Source organism: Hymenobacter sp. UYCo722 (assembly GCF_040547115.1).
Taxonomy (GTDB): Bacteria; Bacteroidota; Bacteroidia; order Cytophagales; family Hymenobacteraceae; genus Hymenobacter.
This window is the reverse complement of record NZ_JBEPPC010000002.1, coordinates 1-20,103: the sequence shown is the minus strand read 5'-3', so window position 1 is coordinate 20,103 and position 20,103 is coordinate 1. Positions and strand designations below refer to the sequence as shown.

Genomic DNA, 20,103 nt, shown 5'->3' with positions numbered 1-20,103 from the left:
CGAACAAGGGGAAGCGGCCAGCCAGCAGCGGCCTCCGCATCACCGTTGCCACAGATGCGCGCAATGCCATTGCGGTTGCCCCGCCGGAAGCAACTGGCTTACTCCCAGGCGTGCAGCAGACGGCGCAACAGAATGATTTCGCCGGTGTGGTACGCGGCGTGGTCTGCAATCAGGAACGCCTCGCGCAGAATGGTTTGGCCGGTACCATGCGGAATGGGGGCCAGCAGGTCGGTGCCAGGCGCGTGCAGCAGATGCAAAAACCGCTGTCGGGTTTGCCGAATCTGGTCCAGGGCTTCCTGCCACTGCTCTTCGTCGGCGGTGGCATCGGGGGCCGGCCAGTAGCCCGCTGGGAATTCTGGCGATTGGTGTTCGGCGTCGATGGAGAATTCCACAATATCCCACTGCGCGATGCGGATATGCTCGACCAGCTGCCAGATGGTGTAGGGCGCGTTCGGCACGCGCTGGTTCCAGGTTTTAGGCGTGAGGTCGGCGGTCGCTTCTTCGAAGGTGGCGTGGGCGTTGCCTTTGGTGAGCAGGCTGGTTAGTTCCGCCAGCAGGGCTTTCTGATTAGGTCTGTCCATTGAATGCCAGGGGCTATTGCTGCTTCTTCAATACCTGCAATGCCCCCGTCGAGTACAGCGCCGCGCCCATCAGCACGGGCTGGAAGAACAGCCTCCCCAGCCGCTTGGCATCGGTATCGAGGCCAAAGGCGGAAAGGTGATGCGTGTACTGGTGGATATTGCCGGGAAATACGGCCGCGTAAAATGCCGCCAGCCCCAGGCCCAGCCGCACCCGGTTTTTGCCCTTGAGCAGCAGCAGCGCCAGCCCTAACCCAATTTCCACTACGCCCGACAGCAGCACTACCGTGTCCTTATTCAGCGGCAAGAAATCGGGCACCTGCGCCTGGAAATCCTGCCGTGCGAAAGTGAGGTGGCCCGTGCCAGCCACGACCATAAAAGTGCCCAATAGCCCGCGGGCGATGTTTTGCAGGGTGGTGGTGTGGGGTTGCTGGGGCATGATTGGCTTTTGGATTGGTTGATTGCCTGGCTATACGTCCCGTCCGGTGCTTGGGGTATTCAGGCTAATGCGCCTGCAGCCAGTTCTTGCCCGAGCCCACCTCCACTTCCAGCGGCACGCCGCGGGGCAGCAACAGCGCCGTGGTCATCAGCTCCTTGATTTTGGGCGTGATGTAAGCCACTTCCTCCGCTACGGCGTCGAAGACGAGTTCGTCGTGCACCTGCAGTATCATTTTGGTGCCCAGCTTCTCCTCGCGCAGCCAGTGGTGGATGTTAATCATGGCCATTTTGATGATGTCGGCGGCCGTACCCTGGATGGGGGCGTTGATGGCGTTGCGCTCGGTATAGCCGCGCAGCGTGGCGTTGCGCGAATTGATGTCGCGCAGGTAGCGGCGGCGCTTGAGCAGGGTTTCGGCGTATTCCAGCTCGCGGGCGCGGTTGATGCTGTCGTCCATAAACGCCTTCACAGAGGGGAATTCCTGGAAATAGGTCTCAATAATCTCGGTGGCTTCTTTGCGGCTGATGCCGATGCGCTGGGCCAGCCCAAACGCGGAAATGCCGTAGATGATGCCGAAGTTGACCGTTTTGGCCTTGCGGCGCATCTCTGAATCCACGGCTTCGATGGGCACGTGGAAGACTTTGCTGGCCGTGCTGGCGTGCACATCGATGCCCAGGCGGAAGGCCTCAATCATGGTGGCGTCGCCCGAGAAGTCGGCCATGATGCGCAGTTCCACCTGCGAGTAGTCGGCCGCCAGCAGCACGTGCTGGTCGTCGCGCGGCACGAAGGCTTTGCGGATTTCGCGCCCCCGCTCGGTGCGAATGGGGATGTTCTGCAGGTTCGGGTTGGTGCTGGAAAGCCGGCCGGTGGCGGCCACGGCCTGGTTGAAGCTGGTGTGCACGCGGCCATCCACCACGCTCACCAGCTGGGGTAGGGCTTCCACGTAGGTGCTGCGCAGCTTGGTGAGCTGGCGGTATTCGAGGATGAGGGCGGCGATGGGGTTTTCGGCGGCTAGCTGGCTCAGGATTTCCTCGCCGGTGGCGTACTGGCCGGTTTTGGTCTTCTTGACTTTGCCCTTGCCGATGTCCATTTTATCGAACAGCACCTCGCCCAATTGCTTCGGCGAGCCGATGTTGAACTCCTGCCCGGCCTCCCGGAAAATCTGGGTTTCCAGCTCCGTGATGTAGCCCTGCAGCTCGGCCGAATACTCGTTCATGGCCCCGGAATCAATCCGAATGCCCTCGTACTCGATGTCGGCCAGCACGGGCACCAGCGGGTTTTCCACGTCATTCAGCAGGCCCAGCAGGCCCAACTCTTCCAGCATGGGCTCGAAGACGTGCTTGAGCTGCAGGGTCACGTCGGCATCCTCGCAGGCGTAATCTTTAACGGCGGCGGGCTCCAGGTCGGCCATCGTAATCTGCTTCTTGCCCTTGGGGCCGATGAGGTCCGTGATGGGTACCGGCGAATAGTGCAGATAGGTTTCGGCCAGCACGTCCATGTTGTGGCGCATGTCGGGCTCGATGAGGTAGTGGGCCAGCATCGTATCAAACAGCGGCCCCGAAATCTGCACGTTGTAGTGCTTCAGAATGGTGAGGTCGTACTTGATGTTCTGGCCGATTTTCACAATCGTTTTCGACTCGAAAAACGGGCAGAACTCGTCCACAATGGCTTGGGTAGCTTCTTGGTCGTCGGTCGGCACGGGCACGTAGTAGGCCTCGCCCGGCAGCCAGGCAAAGCTCATGCCCACCAGCCGCGCCGTCATGGTATCAAGCCCGGTGGTTTCGGTATCGAAGCTGACCTCGGCCTGCTGCAACAGGAAGCTGAGCAGCGACTGGCGCAGCTCCGGCGTGTCCATCAAGTGGTACTGGTAGGGCACGTCCTCCATCCGCTTGCGCGGGCCGCCGGGCGCGCCGAAGCCGCCGGTTTCGCCTTCTTCCGCGCCAATGGCCACGGCCGCGTCCTCGCTGCTGCCGAACAGTGATGCCTGGCCGCCGGGCACCAGCTTGGGCCGGCGCACGGGCTTGCTGCCCGGCGCGGCCACCCCGGCCGGCGCACGCTCGGGACCACCGCCCAGGATGCGGGCCGCCAGCTGCCGGAACTCCAGCTCCTCAAACAGCCCGCGCAACGTGGTTTCGTCGGGCGCGTCAAGCACTAGCTTGTCGGCCTCGAAATCGAGCGGGACATTCACGTGGATGGTGGCCAGCTCCTTGCTCATCAGGCCCTGCTCGGCGAAGTTGCGCACGTTCTCCTGCTGCTTGCCCTTGAGCTCGTCCACGTTGGCCAGCAGGTTTTCGACCGAGCCGTACTTCTGAATGAGCGTCTTGGCCGTTTTCTCGCCGATGCCGGGGATGCCGGGAATATTGTCGCTGGCATCGCCCTGCAGGCCCAGAATGTCAATGACCTGCTCCACGCGCTCAATCTCGAAGCGAGCCAGCACGTGGGCCACGTCCAGAATCTCGGCCGCGTTGCCCATGAAGGCGGGGCGGTAGATTTTGATGTTCTCCGTCACCAGCTGGCAGTAGTCCTTATCGGGCGTCATCATAAACACCTCGAAACCTTCCTTTTCAGCTTTCTGGGCCAGCGTGCCAATCACGTCATCAGCCTCAAAGCCGTCCATCATCAAGATGGGAATGTGGAAGCCCGCGATGATTTTCTTGATGTAGGGCAGCGCAATGCCGATGTCCTCGGGCATGGCCTGGCGCTGGGCCTTGTACTCCGGAAACTGCTCGTGCCGGAACGTCTTCTTCGGCCCGTCGAAGCACACGCCGATGTGGGTGGGCTTTTCCTTTTGCAGCACTTCCACCAGCGTGTTGGTGAAGCCGAGCACGGCCCCCGTGTTCATGCCCTTGGAGTTGATGCGCGGGTTTTTGCTGAACGCGAAGTGCGAGCGGTAGATGAGGGCAAAGGCGTCGAGCAGGAAGAGCTTTTTGGCGGGAGCGGCGGTGGTGTCGGACATGGGGCGAAGGTACGGCCGGGGCGGAAAGCGGCGTGCCCGGTGGCGTTCATTAGCCCTTTTCCGTACATGCAGCCCATGCGCTACGTTTCCCTCGACCTCGAAACTTCCGGCTCGAACCCGGCCCGCCACCAGATATTAGAGTTAGCCGCCGTTATCGAAGACAGCCGCCACCCGCTGCCGCTGGCCGAATTGCCGGCCTTTCGCCGCGTGGTGCGCCACCCCGAGTACGCGGGCACGGCCGGGGCCATTGCCCTCAATGCCCGCCTGTTTGCCGAGCTGGCCCGCAAGGAGCCCAACCCCGAGCTATGCACGCCCGCCGAGCTGCTGCCCCAGCTGCGCGCGTTTCTGCTGGCCCACGGCTGCAAAACCGACAAGCACGACTGCGTGGCCGTGACCATGGCCGGCAAGAATATCGCCGTATTCGACCTCGGCTTCCTGAAAGAGTTGCCCGGCTACGGCACCCTCGTGCGCGCCGAGCCCGCCATGCTCGACCCGGCCGCGTTCTACCTCAACTGGCACAAAGACTCGCGCCTGCCCAGCATGAGCATCTGCAAGGCCCGCGCCGGGCTGGGGCGCGACGTGGCGCACGAGGCCCTGGCCGATGCCCTCGACGTGGTGCAGCTATTGCGCCCGTTCTACGAGCTACCATTTTATAAGCAAGTGGAGCCTGCCCTTCCGGCCGACCAAGCCTGAGAAGCTATTTGAATTAATAAAAACGGTCATGCTGAGCTTGTCGAAGCATCCCTACCGCTTCGTTTAGGCGGTTCAACGAAGCGGTAGAGATGCTTCGACAAGCTCAGCATGACCGTTTCAGAATGCTTTTTGGCTAACCCAAACAGCTTCCAAGCGTTTACAGCGCCGGTTTGACCTCCAGCACAAAGCGGTAGCTGCCCGCCAGCCCGTTGGCTGCCAGGCCCTGCACCACCACGAGGTAGCGTCCGGCCTGGTCGCCGGTGTAGAACTCGAGCGGGGCGGGGCCGGCGGCCGTGGTGCGAATTGCGGGGTTCCAGTACAGCAGGTTGCGCAGGTCGGGCAGGCGGCTTTGGGTGGCTTGGGGCGTGTCGTAGCGCGGCGCGTAAAATTCGCGCTGGCGCTGCACGCCCTCATACTGCTGCACCAGCACCCGCGGGTCGAGCTCGAACCCTTCGAGGTCGTTCTTGTAGGTGGTCAGGTTCACGATGCCGTCGTACATGGCGCTGCCGTGGAAATAGCGACTGTCGACCACTTCCAGCTTACGAATTTTGAGCGGATTCATGGCCATGATTTTATTCATGTTGAACACCGGCACTCCATCGAGCAGCACCAACGGGTTGTTTTCGAGCACGGTCTTGTTGACCTTATCGATTACCAGCAGGTGAAAACCGTCTTTGCGAATACGCACCACCACGCCCGGCACGTACTCCCGCAGCACTTCCTCCATCGTTTTGAAGCGGGTGTATTTGTCGAGCAGGTACGATTCGCTGGGCCGCCCGAAAAAGGGCACGCTATCCACGGGCTCAACGGCGAAGCGGCTCCGGTACCGGCCCGAGAAAGCCTGTTGCACCTGGGCTTGCAGGTGGCGGCGGGCGTAGTCGCGCTCGAAGCGCGGCAGCACGCCCACGGCCGGGCCCGCCGTGCTAGCGTAGCGCGCCGAGAACGGGTCGAGCAGCGTCAGGCGGCTGGTGCTGTCCTGCGCGGGGTCGGCTTGCAGCACCAAGTCGCGCGGGCCGCTAAAGTCGCTGAGTTCGAATTGCACCAGGCCTTCGGCATTGCTCTCCGCATTGCTCAGCCGGGTGAGGCGGCTGGGCGAAGCCAGGAAGGTGGTTACGTTGGCGTGGGGTTTACCATTGGGCTGCATCAGCTGGGCGCGGGCCACCAGGCCATGCGGCTCGGGCCGAAACTCCGGGGGCTTGGCGGCCAATACATCTTCCCAGCGGAAACGGCTCCAGCCCTGCGTCAGCAGCAGGTTGTCGGTGGCTTCGCGGGCTGTGGGCCCGGCGGCGGTAAAGTAATAATCGGGGTCCTCGACCGCGCCCGCCAGCTCCGAAGTCAGCCAGAGCGAGCGGTCGATGCCCGGCTGGGGTGTCGTATTCAGCGAGTCGAGCCGGTACACGGCCATCGACAGGTTGGCGGCCAGTGGGGTTTGCTGGTCGGCGGCGCTCAGCTGCACCTGCACTTTTTCGCGGGCCGCGTACTGCGGCTTATCGGCCCGGGCTGCGATGGCCAGCGTGCGCGGTGGGGCGCGGAAGTACAGCCGCTCGCACACCGGCTGCGGCGCCCCGTTGAAAAGCGTGAAGTGCGACACGCCATCGAGCAGGGTAGTGGCATCGACAGTGAGCACACCCTGCCCGTTCACCAGGGGCAGGCGGGTAGCCAGCGCCACCTGCTGGCGCGAGTGGCCCAGCAGGTACACCGTTTCGGTGCGGGCCGGGATGGCCGTTACCGTAAGGGTCAGATGGGCGGCATCGGGTTGCTCCAGGTGTAGCACGTAGCCCTGGTCGAAGGCCCGGGGCAGGGGCCGCGTCAGGGGTTGGCCGTTGGGCAGCGTTACCACGGCCGTGTACGAGTCGGTGCCCGGGGCCGGGGTGAAGGCAAACGAGCCCATGCCCCGGTGCAGGGTCTGGAACGTGGCCACTACGGTGCCGCTCTGGTTCAGGACCTTGCCCGTGGCTGCCACGCCGCGCCCGGCCTTATCGGTTACGTTGAAGGCCACCCTGCTGCGCAGGCCGCGCACGAGGTTGCCGCCTTCGGGGAAAAACTGCACGTCGGCCGTGGCCGAATCCTTAGCCGCCGTGCCCGAGGCCGTGAAGGTGTTAATAACCGTGACGGAAGTATGAAAATACGTGTCAGGGCTGAAATTGCGCATCCAGCTGGTGTAGCCCCGCACCGTGTAGCGCCCGGCCGGCAGCGATGCCGGCAGCACAAACGACCCCTGCCCGGTGGCTTCCCGCAACGCCACTTTGCCCTGGAGCACGGGCTGTTTTCGGGCATCCAGCACCTCCACGTAGGCCACGCTGCTCAGGGGCAGGGGCCGGGCGGTGGTGCCATCGGCGGCATACACGCTGAACCACATGGTTTCGCCGCTCAGGTAAACGGGGCGGTCGAGGTGCAGGAAGAGCTTTTCGTGGGGGTCGCGCTGTTCGTGCCGCCGTAGCTGGCGGCCCAGGCGGTCGAGCGAGTCGGCGGCCGGGGCTTGGGCGGCGGCGGGCCCAGCCAGGCCCAGCCAACCTGATACCAGGAGCAGTCCGATGCGGCCAGTTGACTTGGCGAGAGCAGTGCGAAAGAAGGTTAAGTGCAGCATGGAAGGAAAGGAATTAGGGCCAGAAACTCGGCTTAACGGCCGTGCCGCGGGTGCGGCAATCAATGCAGTCGCGCGATTTAGCGGTGTAGCCGACGTCATTTTTGATGGAAACCTGCTCAATCGGCACATTGCTGCCGTTGCCAAAGTATGACTGCACCGATGAGAGCGGATTCTTCGGTTCAAGCCAAAGTGTATCGGGTGGGTAGCAGGCCTCGTAGCCGCTGGGCGCGGGCCAGGTGCGGGGCAGTTCGCGCCGGGCCACAAACAGGCGCTTTTCGGTCACGGAGTGCGCCCCCACAAAGCCCAGTACCGGCTCGGTCGGTGCGCTCAGGCAGTGCACGTTGCCGGTGAGCTGCACCGGCTGCGGGTCGAAGAGTGAGCCAATGCTTTCCGTATTCTTGCGTTGCAAATCCCAGTACTCAAATTCCTCCTTGGTTAGGGCCTGCTGCTGGGCCAGCAGGCTGTAGCCGTTGTGCAGGCGCTCGGAAGTGGGCGGTACCTGGTGCAGTAGCCGGTCGGCCACCACATCCTGTCCCAGCGGGGTGGTATTGCTCAGCACCACGGTGGTGGACAGGGCCGTACCCCAGCACTTGGTCGGGAACAGCACGGTGATTAGGGGCAGGGGCAGCGTGTTGGGTCGGTACTCGACCTGGGGCCGGTATATCGGGTCAATTTGCCAGGTTTCGACATAGTCCCAACGATAGAAGTGGGTGGCGTTGGCCGGGTCGTGGGTGCTGAGGCGAATGCGCAGCCCGGTGGTGTCGACCTGCCAACTGAGTTTGTCGATGGGCGGCGTGATTTTGACGGGTACGAAGTCTGACGCGTACTCTTTGCCGCCGAGCGCGGTCAGGTGCAGGCGGTAGCGATGGGCCGCGTTGAGCGTGAGCACGGGGGAGGAATAGGTACCGGCGGCGGCTTCGCGCAACTGTGTGGCCGGGCCGCCCTCCTCCTCCAAGTACACGCGGGCGCGCGCTTCAACGGGTGGGGTTGTTTTGGACCCGACGGCGTAAGTGCGCGAGAGCTTAATGGTGCTGATGCCTTGCGCGTTCAGGAAGCCATCGACTACCAGGTAGCCGGGTGGCGACTGCAATGCCTCGGGTAGGTAAGGGTCGGTGCAGGCGGTGGCGGCCAGCAGCAGCCCGCCCAGTAGCCCAGCGTTCCAGCGAAATAAAGGATAGGTCAACATAGGCTGATAAGGTTAGGGCCAGAAGCTGGGCTTCACGGCCGAGCCCCGTTTACGGCAGTCGATGCAGTCCGGCGTTTGTCCAGTATAGCCCTCGATTCCTCCGTTATAGATAGTAGCAATGGGGATGAGGACGCCGGTAGGACCAAAATAAGACGCTAAGGCCTGTAACGGAAACTTGAGTGGAGGCTTGGTAATCCACACTGTATCGGGCGGGTAGCAGGCCTCATAGCCAGTGGGCGTAGGCCAGGCTTGGGGTAGGTCGCGTCGGTCCACAAACAGGCGCTTCTCGACCACCGAGTGCGCGCCCACAAAGCCCAGGGCCAGCTCGGCCGGTGCGTTCAGGCAATGCACGTTGCCGGTGAGCTGCACCGGCTGCGCGTCGAAAAGTGAGCCGATGCTTTCCGTGTTCTTGCGCAGCAGCTCCCAGTAGGCAAACTCCTCCTTGGTCAGGGCATATTGCTGTATCAGCATGCTGTAGCGGGTGTTGATGCGGTCGGAAGTAGGCGGCAGCACCCGCAGCACGCGGTCGGCCACCACATCCTGGCTCAGCGGGGTGGTGTTGGTCAGCAGCACGGTAGTAGAGGGCGCGTTGCCCCAGCACTTATTGGGAAACGGCACCTTGAGGTCGGGAAAGTCAAGGGTGCCGGCCTTGTACTCGACCTGGGGCCTGTATATCGGGTTTATCTCCCAGGTTTCGACGTAGTCCCAGCGGTAGAAGCGGGTGGCATTGGCCGGGTCGTGGGTGCTGAGGCGAATATTAACGCCACTGTCTTCGGCACGCCAGCCGAAGTCATCGATGGGCGGGGTGTTCTTCACCGGCACAAAATCGGAGGCATATTCCTGGCCGGACAGCGTGTTGAGATGTAGGCGGTAGCGCTTGGCCGGGTTCAGGGGCAGGGCCGTGGGCGAGGTATAGGTGCCGGTAGGGGCCTCGCGCAGCAGCGTGCGGGGTCCGGCTTCTTCTTCGATGTACACCGTGGCCCGGGGCTCTACTGGCGGCGCAGTTCTGGACCCCACGGCGTAGGTGCGCGAAAGCCGGATGGTGGTGACCCCCTTGCTATTGATAAAGCCATCAACGACCAGGTAGCTGGGCGGAGACTGGATGGCCTCCGGCAAATAAGGGTCGGTGCAGGCTGGCAGCAGCAGTAGCAGGCCCCAGCGCAGCCGGTGTGCCCATAACAGAAGCGAATTCATCAGCTAGAAATTAGAAAAGGAGGAGGGTGTCAGATGGGAAAACGCGCAGCCCACCGCCAGGGGCCGGGTGCAGGAGCTCGGCGGCACTAAGGCCAATAGCTAGGCCTAATCGCGCTTCCCCGCCTGCGGCAGTCGATGCAATCGGCGGTCGCCGCCAGAATGCCCACCAGGCCGCCGTTTTTATAGGTAGCGTAGATGGGTAGGTAATTAGTCCCAAAAGCATAGGTTTCCGCACCGGGCCGCACGGTGTCGGGCGGCATGCAGCTTTCGTAACCAGTGAGGGGGCGCCAGGCGGCGGGCAGCTGCCGCCGGGCAATAAAAATGCGTTTTTCGCTAAGCGAATGCGCGCCAACGTACCCCAGGGCGATGGCCCCGGCATTGCTGCCCAGGCCCTGCACGTTGCCAGTGAGCTGCACGGGCTGCGGGTCGAAGAGCGAGCCGATGGTTTCGGTGTTTTTGCGCAGCAGCTCCCAATACTGGTACTCGTCTTTGGTCAGGGCGTGCTGCTGCACCAGTAGGCTGTACTGGCGCAGCAGCTGGGGTGCCGTGCTGGGCAGCTGCCGCAAGGGGTAGGATGCTACCACATCCTGCGTAAGCGTGGTGGTGTTAGCCAGCTGCACGGTAGTGCCGCGAACGGTGCGCCAGCACAAAGCCGGGAAGGGGACACTAAGGGGGCGCAGGCGGCCACCCAAAAACTCCAGGCTCGGGATGTAAGGCGAGACAATCTCCCAGGTTTCGGCGTACTCAAAGCGGTAGTATTGCGTGGCGTTAGCCGGGTCATGGGCGCTCATGGTAATATCCACCCCGGTACCCGTAGCGCGCCAGGCAACGGTGTCGATGGGCGGCGTGGTCTTGACGGGCACATAAGTCGAGGCGTACTCTTTGCCCGCGGCCGTGGTCAGGTGCAGGCGGTAGGTATCGGCCGGGGGCAGGGCCAGCGGGTCCGAAACGTAGGTGCCCTTCACCGCGCTTTCGCGCAGGGAGTACCGGCGGCCGCTTTGTGCCTCTATAAAAACGCTGGCACTGGTTTCGGTGGGCGGGCTCGCGGCCAAGGCAATGGCGTAGGTGCGCGAAAGGCTAATGGTGCTGATGCCCCGGCTATTGATAAAGCCATCGACGACCAGGTAGCTCGGCGGCGAGCTTATCGAGGGCGGCGTGAACGGGTCGATGCAGGATGACAGCAGCAGCACCAGGCTCCAGCCCAGTATCTGAGTCGAGGTGGAAAAGTGGCGCATCGGGCTAGAACTTGAAGTTGTAGGTGACCGTCGGAATCGGATTGCCGAAGATGGACAGCTGGTAGCCCTTTATCTGCCCGTTCACCGACTTGAAGTAGATGGAATAGGGGTTGCGGCGGCCCGTGAGGTTGTACACGCCCACCGTCCAGGAGCTATGGGCCAGCTTTTTCACCTTGTGCCCGCCTTCAATGTTCAGGGCCAGGTCGAGGCGCAGGTAGTCGGGCACGCGGTAGGCATTGCGGTCCGAGTAGAACACGCGCAGCGAGTTGTTCAGGTAGTACTTTGAAATGGGCAGCGTAATGGGCCGGCCGGTGCTGTAGGTGAAGTTGACCGAGGTGCTGAAACGGTGGCTGAAGCGGTAGTTGCCCACCAGGGTAAAGTCGTGGGGCTTGTCGAAGTTGCTGGGGTAGTAGCTGCCGCCGTTTATCATGTCGGCGGTAGTCGCGCCGTTCACCTGCACCAGCGAGCGCGAGTAGGTGTAGCCCACCCAGCCGTTCAGCTTGCCGGTGAGCTTTTTCACGAACACCTCCACACCGTAGGCCTTGCCCCGGGCGTTGATGATGTCGGTTTCGATGTGTGGGTTGAGCACCAGCGTGGCTCCGCTCTTGTAGTCCACGAAATCGTGCAGCGTTTTGTAGTACGTCTCCACCGACGTCTCAATGGTGTTGTTTTTGAAATTGCGGTAGTAGCCCACCGAAAACTGGTCGCCCACCTGCGGCCGGATGCTGGCGTCGCTGAGCTTCCACACGTCGGTGGGCGACACCGAGGCCGTGTTCGTGAGCTGGTGAATGTACTGGCGGGTGCGGGTGTAGCTCGCCTTCACCGACGAGTTATCGGTGAGCGAGTACCGCGTCGAGAGGCGGTATTCCGGGCCCTGGTAGTGGGCCAGTATCTTGTTGTTGGCGAAGTGCACCGTGTCGGTAATGCTGGCTTCGGTGCGCGACTCGCCCGGGGCGTACTCGTACACGTCGCGCGGGCCAAGGGCCTGAAAAAACGAATAGCGCAGCCCCACCGACACCGAAAAGCGTGGCGTGATATCAAACTTGTCCGACGCGTACAGCGCGCTTTCCACGGCCCGCTCGCGGCCCAGCAGTACCGGCTTCACCAGCGAAGCCTCGTTGCCCGGCATGTAGCTGCCGGGCGAGATGTTATAGACCAGTGTGCTGCCGCCGAAGTCGATGCTGTGGCGCGAGTTGGGGTAATAGCTGAAATCGGCCCGCAGCCCCGACTGGTTGATGGCATACTTGAGCACCGACGCCGTAACCGGGTTTTTGCTGCTCGTGACGTCGTAGTTGTAGCTGCTGTAGGTGCCCGTGAGCACGCTGAACAGCTGGTTGGTGAAGTTGTGCCGCCACTTGATGCTGGCCGCCTGGTTGGTGTAGTGGTAGGTGGTGTCGCTGGCCAGCCGAAACCGGTCGGTGCTGAAATAGCCCGTGGCATACAGCGCGTTCTTCTCGCTAAACTCGTGGCTGAGGTGGCCCGTCACGTCATAAAACGAAGCCGCGCTCTGCGAAAAGTTCTTGTCCGACAGCGACTTCAGCAGCCAGTCGGAGTAGCTGGCCCGCCCACTCAGAATGAACGAGCTTTTGTCCTTGATTATCGGCCCTTCCAGCGTGAGGCGGCTGGTGAGCGGCCCAATGCCGCCCGAGCCGCCAAATTTCTTCTTGTTGCCCTCGCGGGTCGTGATATCGAGCACCGACGACAGGCGACCCCCGTACTTGGCCGGAATAGCGCTTTTATACAGTTCCACGCCCTGCAGCACGTCGGGGTTGAAGGCCGAGAAAAAGCCGAATAAATGCGACGGATTGTAGATGGTGGCGTCGTTGAACAAAATCAGGTTCTGGTCGGTGGCCCCGCCGCGCACGTTCAGGCCGGTGCTGCTTTCGCCCACCGATTTCACGCCCGGCAGCGTCAGAATCACGCGCAGAATGTCGGTTTCGCCGAACACCGTGGGCACCTGCTTCATGGTCTTGATGTCGAGCTTCTCCAGGCCCATCTGCATGCCGGCCACGTTCTTGTCCTTCTCGGCCTCCACAATCACCTCCCGCAACGTCACCACGTCTTCCTCCACCTCAATGTCGAGCTTGCCATCGTTGCGCAGCACCACCTGGCGGCGGGTATTCTTGATGCCCACGCCGCGAATCTTCAGCTCGTGGGCTCCCACCGGAAGCGTTAGCGAGTAAGCGCCGAACTGGTCGGTGCTGGCCCCGATTTTGGTCGATTCCGAGTAAATCGAAGCCCCAACCACCGGCTCGCCCGACTTGTGGTCGCGGATGCGCCCGGCCAGCGTGGCCCGCGCCCCGGTGCTGCCGCTCGCCCCAATGGTGTACACCCGCGCTTCCGACACACTCACCAGATGCGAGCGGGCGGCGGGCGTGGCGGCCGTTTCCTCCTCGGCCAGGGCATCGGCCGCCGTAGCCGCCCGGAAGAAGTTGCCCGGCAGCGTGGTCGACAGCACAGGCCCGCTCGTCACAATCACCCGGTTCGCATCATCCACGACGTAGTGAAAGGAGGTGTTGGCCAGTGCCCGCTCCAGCACCACCGCCACCGGCTGGGCTTGCACCTGCAGCGTCACAAACAGGCTGTCGACGGCCTTGGGGTCGAAGTAGAAGTGCACCGGCGTCTGGGCTTCCACCTGGCGGGCAAATTCCGCGAACGGAAGGTGCGTGAATGTGCCGCTAACGGGCTGGTCGGCCCCTTGCTGGCAATGGGCAGTCAGGCTGAACAGCAACCAGCCGCTCAGCAGGAAAAGCGAATACGCGTGCTTCATAAAAGGAAGACCGGAGAAAGCGCGAAAAGGAAGGAGGTAACAAAAAAATCGGGAGCAGAAATGGCCGCGCTACTTATTTGGCGAGCCCATTGTAGTAGCGGGTCAGCTCCACCAAAGAGTTCTCGCGGTCATCTTTGCCGAAACGCAGGTGGTGCTCTTTTAAGTACTGCTGCATTTCCTGGCTGTGGTCGGCCAGTAAGCGCAGGGCCTTGCCCTTGCTGCCCACGGCGTAGTAGCGCCCGGCCTTCTGCATGTACAAGCGGTTGGTTTCCGTGAACGACACGTCGACGTAGGGCTTGTTGAGGTGCTCGTACATGGTTTTGGTGCGTTTGGCCAGCACCTGCACCGGGCCATCGGCCAGCAGTTCGTAGTAGCCGGTCCGGATGATGTCGGCACTGGTGCTATCGGCCACGAGGCGCACGAACTGGTGGCCGTCTATCGAAAACGTGCGCACTTTGTCATCAATAAAACGCAGGGTCAGCGGGTTGCCCGGCTGGGAAATTATTACCTGGTCGAGCACGATATCGTACTGCAGGCGCACATTGGCAAATTCCCGGTCGTTGTAGTTCGCTGCGCCGGGCAGCACGTCGGGCAGCAGGTAAAACTGGTGGCCCGTACGAATGTGGTATTTGCGGGTGTAGTCGGCGTACTCCGGCCCGTTGTAGAGGTACGGATAGTTGACCGATGCCGTGGCGTATTCCTGGCGCAGTGCTTCGGCCGCTGTGGGCAGCCGGGCTTCGGGGCCGGATGCCTGGGCATGGGCCGGCCGCCCCGCCAGCAGCGCCGCCAGCGTCAGGAGCAGGAAGGTGCTCGTTTGCTTCATTTGGGTAAAAATGAGGGTGCGGACAATACTGCACCGCTGCTAAGGTAATGCCCGGGAAAAGAATCGCACTAGGCAAATATTAAAAAGTTACCAGCCGCCGGTGTTTAGGCTCAAAGCAATGGCAGTACTTTCGTCCCAGTCCTTCCTTTTGCTAATGCTCTCCCCCCGGAATCTACTCCTGGCGCTCCTCGCCCTGGCCCTGTGCCCCGCCCTGCACGCCCAAACCACCACCGTTTCCAGCCTGGCCGATTACACCGGCCCGCGCTACCCCGGTGGTCCCGACTCGCTCCGGGCACTGGTTTGCCGCAGCACCCGGCAGGCCGGGCCCACGCCCGCCGGCCACGCGCTGGTGCAGTTCGAACTCACAGCCGATGGCCAACCGACCAGATACACCCTGATAACCCCGCCCGGCCGTGCCACCGACCCACTAGCCGAAGCCGCAACCAATGCGCTGCGCTACCTCGAAGTGCACATGCCCGCGTGGCAGCCCGGCACTACTACTCCCGAGGCAACGCCCGGCGATAAGTTCTCACGGATAAACGTAGTACTTGATTTTGCCGCACCGACTGTTGAGCAAGCCTATACATACGCCGAGCAGCAACCTGTCTTCGGCACCTTAGCGCAGTTGGTGCCTAGTCGCCACGGGCGGTACATGGACGATATTCTGAATGACCCCATCAAACGGGCGCAATTCCAGTCATCGGCCCGAGGGTTGGTAACCTTCTGCCAGCTGCAGGTGCGATACCCGCCGGAAGCTCTCCGAGCTCATCAACAGGGCACGGTGTACGCCAGCTTCGAAGTAAGTGAAAGCGGAGCAATTGAGCGTTCTGAAATCTTGGGCAGCGTCGGTCGAAGCCTCGATGTCGAAGTTTTGCGCGTCTTGGCCACCCTCCCGGCTGCCACTGCGCCGGCCCAACTGCGCGGCCAGCCCGTGCGGGTGCGCTATGTCTTGCCGCTCACTTTCCGGATTCAGTAGCCCCTATCGCCCAAACACGGCTGCGGCCAGCGCCAGCACAGCCCGCCGCGTGGGCTCGGGCTGCTCCAGATACGCCAGGTGCCCGCTGCCTTCCAGAAATAGCGCCGACCCCACCGGTGGCAGCGCGGCCTGCCGCACCGCCTCGTCGAAATGCACCGCCACGTCGTGCTTGCCGGCCACCAGCAGTACCGGAAAAGCCGCTTTAGCTAGTACCGCCGTGCGGTCGGGCCGGGCCGCCATCCCGCGCAGCGCGCCGGCAATGGTCGTTTCCGGCGTGGCTTTGCCAATTTCCTCCAGTAGCCCGCGCGCCTCGGTGAGGCGGTCGCGGTTGACGGGGGCGAACAGCGGCCGCACGAACGACTCCATGAACTTGCCCACCCCGTGCTTCTCGACGAAGGTGATGTTCTTTTCGCGGTTCTGGCGCTTCTCGTCGGTATCGGCCAGGGCCGAGGAGTTGATGAAGGCTAGGCCGGCCACGCGCTGGGGCCAGCGCTCGGCTAACGCCAGTGCAACGTAGCCGCCCATGCTGTGGCAGACCAGCAGCACCGGCTCGGGACACCCTTTTTGGTTGAGGTAATCGATGACGTAGCGGGCCTGCGCCTCCATCGAAAAGTCGGGCACGGGCGCCAGGTTGGTGCCGTGGCCGGGCAGGTTGGGGGCTAGCAGCCGGTAGCCGTCGGGGAAGGCGCGGGTGAAGTCGGTCCAGACCTCGCGGCTCTCGGCAAAGCCATGCAGGAAGACGATGGTGGGCGGCGTAGTGGTGGGCGTCATGCGAGCAAAAGTAGCGCGACTGGTTTAAGCAGGGAAGAAGGAAAGAACGCCACGCCGAGCATTCTGCGCATCAAGCAGAGACCGAAGCGTCTTGCTCGTATCGACTTCACGACTGGATTACTACATGCACGCGAGATGCCGCGGCTACGCTCGGCATGACGTTCTGTTTTGACCCTGTCCGCCCGAACCCCCAATATTTCGCGTACACCCATTGAAAACAACGCCCATCTTTCCGGACCTTTGGGCCCTCTGAACCAATTGCGACTCCATGAACCCTCTCGTTGACATCCGCCAGTTCGACCAAAGCCTGTGGCTGGACTTTATCAGCCGTCCCATCATCATCGACGGTAAGCTCCAGCACCGCATCTCCGACGAAGCCCTGCGCGGCGTGACATCGAACCCGGCCATCTTTGCCAAGTCCATCGGCGACACCACCGACTACGATTCGGCCATCAAGGCGCTGGCTTTGCAGGGTAAAACCACCGACGAAATCTACACCAATCTGGCCGTGTCCGACGTGCAGGCGGCCACCGACTTGTTTCGCCCCCTCTACGACGGCCCCGACCACGGCTCCGACGGCTACGTGAGCCTCGAAGTGTCGCCCGAGCTGGTGAACGACACCGAAGGCACCATCGCTGAGGCCCTGGCCCTCTGGAAAGCCGTGGACCGTCCCAACGTGATGATAAAAGTGCCGGCGACCCTCGAAGGCCTGCCCGCCATCCGCCGTCTCATCTCGGAAGGTGTGAACGTGAACGTGACCCTGATTTTTGGCCTGGAGCGCTATCGCCTGGTGGCCGAAGCCTTCATCGCCGGCCTAGAAGACCGCGCTAAAGCCGGCGAGCCGCTGGCCCGCATCGACTCAGTAGCCAGCTTCTTCCTGAGCCGCATCGACGTGCTGATTGACCCCATGCTGGAGAAAATCGCGGCCGCAGGTGGTGAGAAAGGCGAGTTGGCCCAAAGCCTCGTGGGCGAGGTGGCCTTAGCCAGCGCCAAGCAGGCGTACCAGATTTATAAGGAGATTTTTAGTGGCCCGCGCTGGGAGGCATTGGCTGAAAAAGGTGCCCCCACGCAGCGCCTATTGTGGGCCAGCACCGGCAACAAAAATCCCAAATACGATAACCTGCGCTACGTCGACGGCCTCATTGGCCCGCACACCGTGAACACCGTGCCGGTGGAAACGCTGGACCTGTTCGGCAAAAGCGGCAAAGTCGCCGTGACCATCGAAGATAACTTAGCGCACGCCAAAGAAGTGCTGGCCCGCCTGCCCGAACTGGGCCTCAAGTTGGAGGAGTTAACTCAGCACCTCGAAGAAGACGGCGCGACCAAATTCAAGGAGCCCTTCGCCAAGCTCATGCAGTCCATCGAAAAAAAGCGCGCCCTAGCCGTGCAGGACACCGTGGATGACTCTAAAATGGAGTTGGGCCAGTATCAGTCCGCTGTCGATGCGCAGATTTCCAAGTTCAAGGCCGACAATTTCGTGGCCGGTTTCTGGGATAAGAAGGCCGACCTGTGGACGGCCGACGAAGCCGGCCAGCACAGCATCCGCAGCTACATGGGCTGGCTGCGCGTGGCCGAAACGATGGTGGGCCGCGTAACCGAAATCGAACAGTTCGTGCACGAGGTGCGGGCCGCCGGCTTCCAGCACGTCGTGGTGATGGGCATGGGCGGCAGCACCATGGCCCCCATCGTATTCAAATCCGCGTTTGAGAAAGGCGAAAACGGCCTGCCGATGTCGGTACTCGACACCACCGACCCCGGCGCGGTGCGTGCCATCGAAGCCTCGATTCCGCTGGCCGACACGCTGTTTATCGTGGCCAGCAAATCGGGTACTACGGCCGAGCCGCTGGCTTTCGGCGACTATTTCTACGCCAAAGTTAAAGAAATCAAGGGCGACAAAGCCGGCGAAAACTTCGTGGCCATCACCGACCCGGGCTCCAAGTTCGTGACCGACGCCACGGCCGCCAGTTACCGCCATATCTTCCTCAACTTCCCCGAGGTGGGCGGCCGATTCTCGGCCCTCACCTACTTCGGCCTGGTGCCGGCGGCCCTTTACGGCCTGCCCATCGGCGAAATCCTGGAACGCGCCATCCTGATGATGCGCGCCTGCGGTGCCTACGGCCCAACCGATAAAAACCCCGGTCTGGAATTCGGAGCCGCTCTCGGCGTGCTGGCCCAGCAGGGCCGCGACAAGCTCACCATCGTCGTGCCCGATGCCCTGCACGACCTCGGCCTGTGGCTGGAGCAGCTCATCGCCGAAAGCACCGGCAAGGAAGGCAAAGGCATCCTGCCCGTGGCCGGCGAGCCGCTGGGCGAGCCCGGCAGCTACGGCACCGACCGGGTATTCGTGTACGTAGGCTACAAGGGCCAGGCCGATGAGGCCAACACCGCGAAGCTACAGGCCCTCGCCGCCGCCGGCCACCCCGTCATCACCCTGCTGATGGCAGACGCCTTCGACCTCGGCCAGGAATTTTACCGCTGGGAAGTGGCCACGGCCGTAGCCAGTGCCGTGTTCCAGATTAATCCCTTCGACCAGCCCAACGTGCAGGCCGCCAAAACGGCCACCGACAAGCTGATGAAGGCCGTGGAAGCCGACGGTAAGTTGCCCGAAACCGAAGCCCCCGCCGCCAGCGAGAATGGCGTGGACTATTACACCACCGCCCACGGCGACGGTGCCGCTGGCGTACTCAAAGCCTTCTTTGCGCAGGCCAAGCCCGGCGATTTCATGTGTCTGCAAGCCTACCTCACCGAAACGCCCGCCGTGAGTGCCAGCCTGCTAGCCCTGCGCCAACGCGTGATGCAAGAGTTGCATTTGGCCACCACTTCAGGCTACGGTCCGCGCTTCCTGCACAGCACCGGTCAGTACCATAAGGGCGGCCCCAACACCGGACTATTCATCCAGTTCACCGACGATAACCCCCAAGACCTGGCTTTGCCCGGCCGTTCCTACACTTTTGGCACCTTCAAGAATGCCCAGGCTCTCGGCGACCTGCAGGCCCTGCTCGACAACGGCCGCCGCACCCTGCGCGTGAATCTGGGAAATGATGCCGAAGCTGGTTTGAAAACGTTACTCGCGGCCCTGCCGCAACTCAAATAGCATAGTAGCTTGAATTCAAATGCTCCGACACTGCGGTCTTGCCGCATTGTCGGAGCATTTTTATGTGCTGCCTCTAGCAAATGCCTCGCGGTTGGTTCGTCACTATCCAACTTTATACCCATTTCATGAGATACCAGCCCCATTTGATGATTAGCTTGGAAAAGCTTATCCGCACACTAAGCACTACTCACTAGGTATCTCCTGATTCATTCCCAACCCCGTGCGTCGCAGTGCTTATGCATTGAGACATTTTATTTCCAGCTGATTTGTTGTGGTAACCAACGGAGCAGGCATGTGCACACTATATATAATAGGAGCGTGGTAATACCGTGGTATGACTCAAGCACTGGCGATATACCTACTGTCAGTAAAAATGCAAAACGATGTATTAACGACGTATCAACACTGTTATTCCCGAAAATCACCAGTGATTGAGCATTGCCATTTCTTGTCAAATTGGTCAAATATGCCCACGTAGGCAGTCATAAACGGTCAAATAGAACACGTGCAGAAATTCTAACCGCCTCAAGATGTGTATTCAAGTGTTCACGCTCTTTTAATTTCAAGTTCTACCCCTTGTAACCCGAGAAAGTCCCGTTACTTTTGCAGTCCCAAAACGTCAACCGGACGACGGGTTCTGCCAGGGCGACTGCTCCAGCAGCAAATTGAAAAAGCAAGGCACTGCCCGGCCGCCCTTCCAGGATGGCGTCCCGAGCCAGCTTCCCAAAGTCCTCCAAAATTAACTTTCGAGCGGGCTTGGGAAAGTTGAAAAAAGCACCTTACCTTTGCACCCCGCTTCGATAG

Annotated in this window: 13 protein-coding genes; 3 read left to right on the top strand and 10 right to left on the bottom strand. The window is 61.8% G+C overall.

Annotated elements, in window-relative coordinates:
- Positions 1-98: 98 nt before the first annotated feature.
- From ABIB44_RS05905 to polA, 3 genes are all read right to left on the bottom strand, one after another.
- On the bottom strand, positions 99-581 hold the full coding sequence (locus ABIB44_RS05905) for a DinB family protein (RefSeq protein WP_354583710.1): 483 nt from the start codon (positions 579-581) through the stop codon (positions 99-101).
- Positions 582-594: 13 nt separating this feature from the next.
- On the bottom strand, positions 595-1,017 hold the full coding sequence (locus ABIB44_RS05900; protein ID WP_354583709.1) for a DoxX family protein: 423 nt from the start codon (positions 1,015-1,017) through the stop codon (positions 595-597).
- Positions 1,018-1,081: 64 nt separating this feature from the next.
- Complete coding sequence (polA, locus tag ABIB44_RS05895; RefSeq protein WP_354583708.1) at positions 1,082-3,970, bottom strand: DNA polymerase I; 2,889 nt, start codon at positions 3,968-3,970, stop codon at positions 1,082-1,084.
- Between the two features lie 75 nt (positions 3,971-4,045).
- On the opposite strand from polA, the gene ABIB44_RS05890 reads away from it, so the two are divergent.
- Complete coding sequence (locus ABIB44_RS05890) at positions 4,046-4,663, top strand: 3'-5' exonuclease (protein ID WP_354583707.1); 618 nt, start codon at positions 4,046-4,048, stop codon at positions 4,661-4,663.
- Between the two features lie 157 nt (positions 4,664-4,820).
- On the opposite strand, the gene ABIB44_RS05885 is transcribed toward ABIB44_RS05890, so the two are convergent.
- From ABIB44_RS05885 to ABIB44_RS05860, 6 genes are all read right to left on the bottom strand, one after another.
- Entirely contained in the window at positions 4,821-7,250 is a 2,430-nt protein-coding gene (locus ABIB44_RS05885) for a hypothetical protein (protein WP_354583706.1), read from the bottom strand.
- A 13-nt stretch (positions 7,251-7,263) separates the two neighbouring features.
- The gene (locus tag ABIB44_RS05880; RefSeq protein ID WP_354583705.1) at positions 7,264-8,436 is read right to left on the bottom strand and encodes a DUF4249 domain-containing protein; all 1,173 of its coding nucleotides are present in this window, start codon (positions 8,434-8,436) and stop codon (positions 7,264-7,266) included.
- A 12-nt stretch (positions 8,437-8,448) separates the two neighbouring features.
- Positions 8,449-9,630, bottom strand: coding sequence for a DUF4249 domain-containing protein (locus ABIB44_RS05875; RefSeq protein WP_354583704.1), 1,182 nt, complete (start codon positions 9,628-9,630; stop codon positions 8,449-8,451).
- An 86-nt stretch (positions 9,631-9,716) separates the two neighbouring features.
- Positions 9,717-10,865, bottom strand: a complete 1,149-nt coding sequence (locus ABIB44_RS05870; protein ID WP_354583703.1) for a DUF4249 domain-containing protein — start codon at positions 10,863-10,865, stop codon at positions 9,717-9,719.
- Positions 10,866-10,869: 4 nt separating this feature from the next.
- On the bottom strand, positions 10,870-13,635 hold the full coding sequence (locus tag ABIB44_RS05865; protein ID WP_354583702.1) for a TonB-dependent receptor: 2,766 nt from the start codon (positions 13,633-13,635) through the stop codon (positions 10,870-10,872).
- A 73-nt stretch (positions 13,636-13,708) separates the two neighbouring features.
- A complete protein-coding gene (locus ABIB44_RS05860) occupies positions 13,709-14,458 on the bottom strand; it encodes a hypothetical protein (RefSeq protein ID WP_354583701.1) in 750 nt (249 codons plus the stop codon).
- 154 nt (positions 14,459-14,612) lie between these two features.
- On the opposite strand from ABIB44_RS05860, the gene ABIB44_RS05855 reads away from it, so the two are divergent.
- Complete coding sequence (locus tag ABIB44_RS05855; protein WP_354583700.1) at positions 14,613-15,434, top strand: TonB family protein; 822 nt, start codon at positions 14,613-14,615, stop codon at positions 15,432-15,434.
- A 3-nt stretch (positions 15,435-15,437) separates the two neighbouring features.
- On the opposite strand, the gene ABIB44_RS05850 is transcribed toward ABIB44_RS05855, so the two are convergent.
- On the bottom strand, positions 15,438-16,205 hold the full coding sequence (locus ABIB44_RS05850; RefSeq protein WP_354583699.1) for an alpha/beta fold hydrolase: 768 nt from the start codon (positions 16,203-16,205) through the stop codon (positions 15,438-15,440).
- A gap of 268 nt (positions 16,206-16,473) precedes the next feature.
- Between ABIB44_RS05850 and ABIB44_RS05845 the strand changes: the two genes are divergently transcribed.
- Positions 16,474-19,299: a bifunctional transaldolase/phosoglucose isomerase gene (locus ABIB44_RS05845; RefSeq protein WP_354583698.1), complete on the top strand. Its 2,826-nt coding sequence runs from the start codon at positions 16,474-16,476 to the stop codon at positions 19,297-19,299.
- Positions 19,300-20,103 lie beyond the last annotated feature (804 nt).